Origin of the sequence: Sulfurimonas sp. (genome assembly GCF_028694895.1) — a bacterium.
Classification (GTDB): Bacteria; Campylobacterota; Campylobacteria; order Campylobacterales; family Sulfurimonadaceae; genus Sulfurimonas.
This window is the reverse complement of sequence record NZ_JAQVKA010000116.1, coordinates 1-4,340: the sequence shown is the minus strand read 5'-3', so window position 1 is coordinate 4,340 and position 4,340 is coordinate 1. Positions and strand designations below refer to the sequence as shown.

Annotated in this window: 4 protein-coding genes; all 4 read right to left on the bottom strand. The window is 35.5% G+C overall.

Annotation, left to right across the window (positions count from 1 at the left end):
- The coding region (locus tag PHI38_RS09405) for a hypothetical protein (protein ID WP_299855487.1) at window positions 1–207 on the bottom strand (207 nt) is incomplete at its 3' end.
- A 98-nt stretch (window positions 208–305) separates the two neighbouring features.
- Window positions 306–1,991 carry an efflux RND transporter permease subunit gene (locus PHI38_RS09400; RefSeq protein WP_299855485.1) on the bottom strand — a complete coding sequence of 562 codons (1,686 nt, stop codon included), beginning with the start codon at window positions 1,989–1,991 and terminating at the stop codon, window positions 306–308.
- The gene (locus PHI38_RS09395; protein WP_299855483.1) at window positions 1,991–3,577 is read right to left on the bottom strand and encodes an efflux RND transporter permease subunit; all 1,587 of its coding nucleotides are present in this window, start codon (window positions 3,575–3,577) and stop codon (window positions 1,991–1,993) included. The genes PHI38_RS09400 and PHI38_RS09395 overlap by 1 nt, the downstream gene beginning before the upstream one ends.
- A 6-nt stretch (window positions 3,578–3,583) precedes the next feature.
- Window positions 3,584–4,340: efflux RND transporter periplasmic adaptor subunit (locus PHI38_RS09390; protein ID WP_299855481.1), on the bottom strand; the 757-nt coding region annotated here is incomplete at its 5' end.

The following is a 4,340-nucleotide window of genomic DNA, read 5'->3' as shown; positions in this document are numbered from 1 at the left end:
ACTTCCGAATCTTCCAGCACTATCTCTAGTAATATTACGCACGCTTAGGTGTGGATCTATATAGTTTATATAGCTTAACGCTTCAAGTGAGTAAGATATTTTCAGCTTTTTTTCTACCATTCCCTCATGCTTCTTTATGTTAAACGCCTTCATTTCACCTAAATCAGCAACAATAACTATAACATTTTCATAATTTGTCTTATTCATTTTGTTCTCCTATTTTCAGTTTTTAAAGCCGCATTAACGCATTTAACGTTCTTAATACGTACTCTATTGTACCTAACTTTAGCTTTTTATAATTTCGCTCAATCTTGCAAATTAAAATGTCTATTTAAATCAGCTCTGTAAAGAAGTATTGGCACTATAATCAAAGAAGCGATAACTGCTGCTATTGTTCCAAAGATAAGAGCCACTCCAAGGCCTCCAAATACAGCGTCTCCTGCAAGAAGTGTTGAAGCTAAGATAATTGCTGCGGCAGTTAGAAAAATTGGTTTTGCACGAGTTGCAGTTGCATATGCGATAGCTTCTGCTTTAGGCATTTTGTTATCTCTCATAAGTGAAGCTGTAAAGTCGATAAGTAGTAGAGAGTTTCTAGAACTAATTCCTATTAGTGCGATAAAGCCTATAAGTGAAGTAGCAGTTAAAAAGAATGTATCTTTTGTAAATATATCCATAATATAGTGGCCTACAATTACGCCTATGATAGATAAGAATGAGCCTAAAAGTATGATACCGCTAAGTGTATAACTCTTATAGTAGATTACCATCAACAAAAATATAAGAACAAGAGCCGCGATAAATGCAGCACCAAGCTCAACGAAAGTATCAAGTGTTACTTCCATCTCCCCATCCCAAATTATCTCATATACATCTTTAGATATTTTATCTATTAGTCTTAGGTTAAAAAGCCCAATCTTTTTTATATCATATTTATCGCTAAATGTATCTAGTATGGTGTTTCTAGCTTCCATAAGTGGATAGACTTGAGAGACCATATCTGTCTCAGCCATAACGTTTGTCATCTTATGAAGATTTTTACTCATTATCATAGGATTTGATTTCTTAGGCACAATCGTAACGAGCTCTGTAAGAGGCGTCATCATCCCCATCTGATTCATAAGTTTTAAAGATGAAAGCTTTGCTTTTAGAGAGTCAATATCTTTTGATGAGAATTTTTTTGACTCTTTGCTTAGTGAGAGATAGATAGGAATCTGATCATTTATAATATCTGAGTTTTTTACAGCTATCTGCATCCCCTCAAACGCGAGGTAGAGCACATCGTTTAACTGTTTAATATCTATACCAGATAAAGAGGCCTTTGTACTATGAACTTCTACTTCAAATTTATCATATATCTCATCTTGCATCACCTCTATATCAACTAAACCGTCAGTTTTTTCAAATACGCTTTTTACTCTATTTGAGAGTGCGCGGATTCCATCTGAATCTTGTCCGTATACTTCTGCAACGATTGCCGCTAAAACAGGAGGCCCAGCTGGTGGCTCTACAAAAGTGATGGTTGTATTTTGATATAGCTTTGTACATTCATTTTGAATACTAGTTCTTATGCGTTGAACCATAAAATATGAAGGCTCGTCTCTGTTATGTTTTTTTGTAAGGTTTACAACAATCTCTGAAACATTTTCACTGTTTTTAAAGTGTGAACCTTTTATAAGGCCTGCAAAATCAAGTGGAGCGCCCATTCCTAAAAATATCTCAAAGTCAGTTATCTCTTTTTCACTCTTTAAATGTTTTGCAACACACTCACTTACTCTAGAAGTCTGCTCGATTGAGCTTCCCTCAGCTAGAGTCGTATAAATAGTAAATGTATCATTGTTTTTTCCAGGGAGCATCTTTGCTAGAACCATTTTACTAGGTGCAATCATAAGTACCGATAACACAAACGCTATAAGTGTAGCAACAAGAATCAAATTTCTTTTTTTAGGATTTTGAATACCCTCAAATACGGTGTCTTGAAATTTTTTAAACATTAATGTTTCTCCTCGCTATGAAACTCTGGCTTTTTTAACATTCTTACTGCTAAATAAGGGGTAAAAATATATGCAACAAAAAGTGATGCAACAAGAGCAACTGGAACATTAGCAGGGATTGGTTTCATAAACTGTCCCATCATCTGCCCAACAAACGCCATTGGAATCATAGTCATAATGATTGCTAAAGTCGCTATATTTGTAGGTGGTCCAATCTCATCTGTTGCTTCTATCATGATGTCATCAACGCTTTTGTTAGCTGATTCTATTGAGTGAAAGTGACGGTGAATATTTTCAATTACGATAATAGCTGCGTCAACCAAAAGTCCAAGAGAAAGAAGGAAAGCAAAGAGGGTTATACGGTTAATCGTCTGCCCTGTTAAGTATGCTACAAAAAGAGTAATCGCTAAGATAGCAGGAACTGTAAAGGTAACGATTAAAGACTCTCTCCAGCCAAGAACTATGATTAGTAATATAGCAATAATCACAATTGATAAAAGAAGGTGAAAAACTAGCTCATTTACAGCCTCATTTGCTCTCTCACCATCGTTTCTTGTGATTACGTAGCCAATATTGTTGTTATTTAAAAACTCTTTGTAGGTCTCTAAATCGCTTTTTACAGCCTCAGCGATAACCACGGCATTTGTACCTTGAAGCTTAGATACTGTAAGTGTTACTTGATTTTGTAACTCAGAGAATTCGCCATTCTCATTTTTACTGCTAATTGTTGCTGATTTGAAGTTTTGAATATCATAAGAAGAGCTAACTTTTGCTATTTGTTTAAGGTAGATTGCAGATCCCATATACTGGGCTATTATGATATCTCCGATGTCCTCAGCGCTCTCGATTGCATTTTTTACGCCAAGCATAACTATCTCATTCTCTTTAGTTCTGTTTTTTACCGCTGGAACACTGTAAGAGAGAGACTGAACACCTTGAACAATTTGACCCATTGATATGTTGTACCCTGAGAGTTTGTTCAAATCTACTTCGATATTAAACTGATGCTTGTTTCCGCCTTTTAGCTCGGTAACTGCAACGTTGCTTAGGCCATTTATGTGGTGCTGTATATTTTTAACTCTCTCATAAAGTTCAGTTTTGCTCATGTTTGCATCTTTAGAATAAAAAGCAATAGAGACAACAGGAATGTCTACGTCAATATCAAGTGGCTTGATGATTGGATTCATCGCACCTTTTGGAAACATGTCTGAGTTTTGCATGATTTTGTCATAAATCTTTAGGTTAGAGTTCTCTTTTTCTTCCCCAATGTAAAATGCGGCATTTACTACACCCACATTATCCATAGCCATAGAGGAGATGTTTTCTACCCCTTTTACCTCTTTTAATTTTCTCTCTAATGGTTTTACTATTGCTTTTTCTATCTCAGCAGCACTAGCCCCTGGAAGAGCAACTATAACAGTAGAGCCACTCACTACCATTTGAGGGTTTTCTTCTCTTGGCATTATGTTTAGGGCTAAGTAGCCAATCAAGAGTAAAAAGACACCAAGAACAATGGTGAGAGGATTTCTTAAAAACCCAGCAGCTAATTTACCTGCTATATCAGTTGGTTTATAGTGCGTCATCATAAAACCTTACTCTATTACAACAGTTGCATACATACCTGGATAGATAGATTTGTATACATTTTTAAATGAGATTTTTATCTTAAACGAGTGAGTCATTGGGTTTGAGTTAGGGATGATAGCGCTTATAGTTCCAACAGCTTGAATGTTTTGTGATGGGATATTGATAACTACTTTTTTACCCTCTTTAATAAGAGCTAAATTATCTTCAGCTATCTCTGCTGATATTTTTAAATCACTCAAATCTGAAAGCTCTAAAGCCGGCATTCCAGGCATCGCCATCTCACCAACTTTTATATTTTTACTAACTATTACACCACTATTTGGTGCTGTTATGTTTAAGTAACGGTATTGATTTTTAACCTCTGCTAATTGTGCTTCTGCTTGAAGAAGTTGTTTTTTTGCGATGATAATCATATTTGCAAGATTCTCTTCAGCGAGTGCAAGATTTTCAACTTCAAACTTTGAAACCATATCTTTTTCTAAAAGTCTTCTATGTCTATCTAGGTTTAGTCTTACGTTTGTATATTGGTTTTGATACATTTGAAGACTTAGTTGAGCTTGAGAGATACCAAGTTCTACTTGAATTAGTGCCGAGTCTATCTCTTTTGAGTCAATTGTGTATAAAAGATCACCTTTTTTTACATTATCACCCTCAGATACTCTAACATCTGTAACAAAGCCCATAAAACGGCTTGTTATCATCTTTCTATTGTCACTTATAACAGTACCAGAGAGAGTTATCCCCTCGGCTGCTAATAGGGCG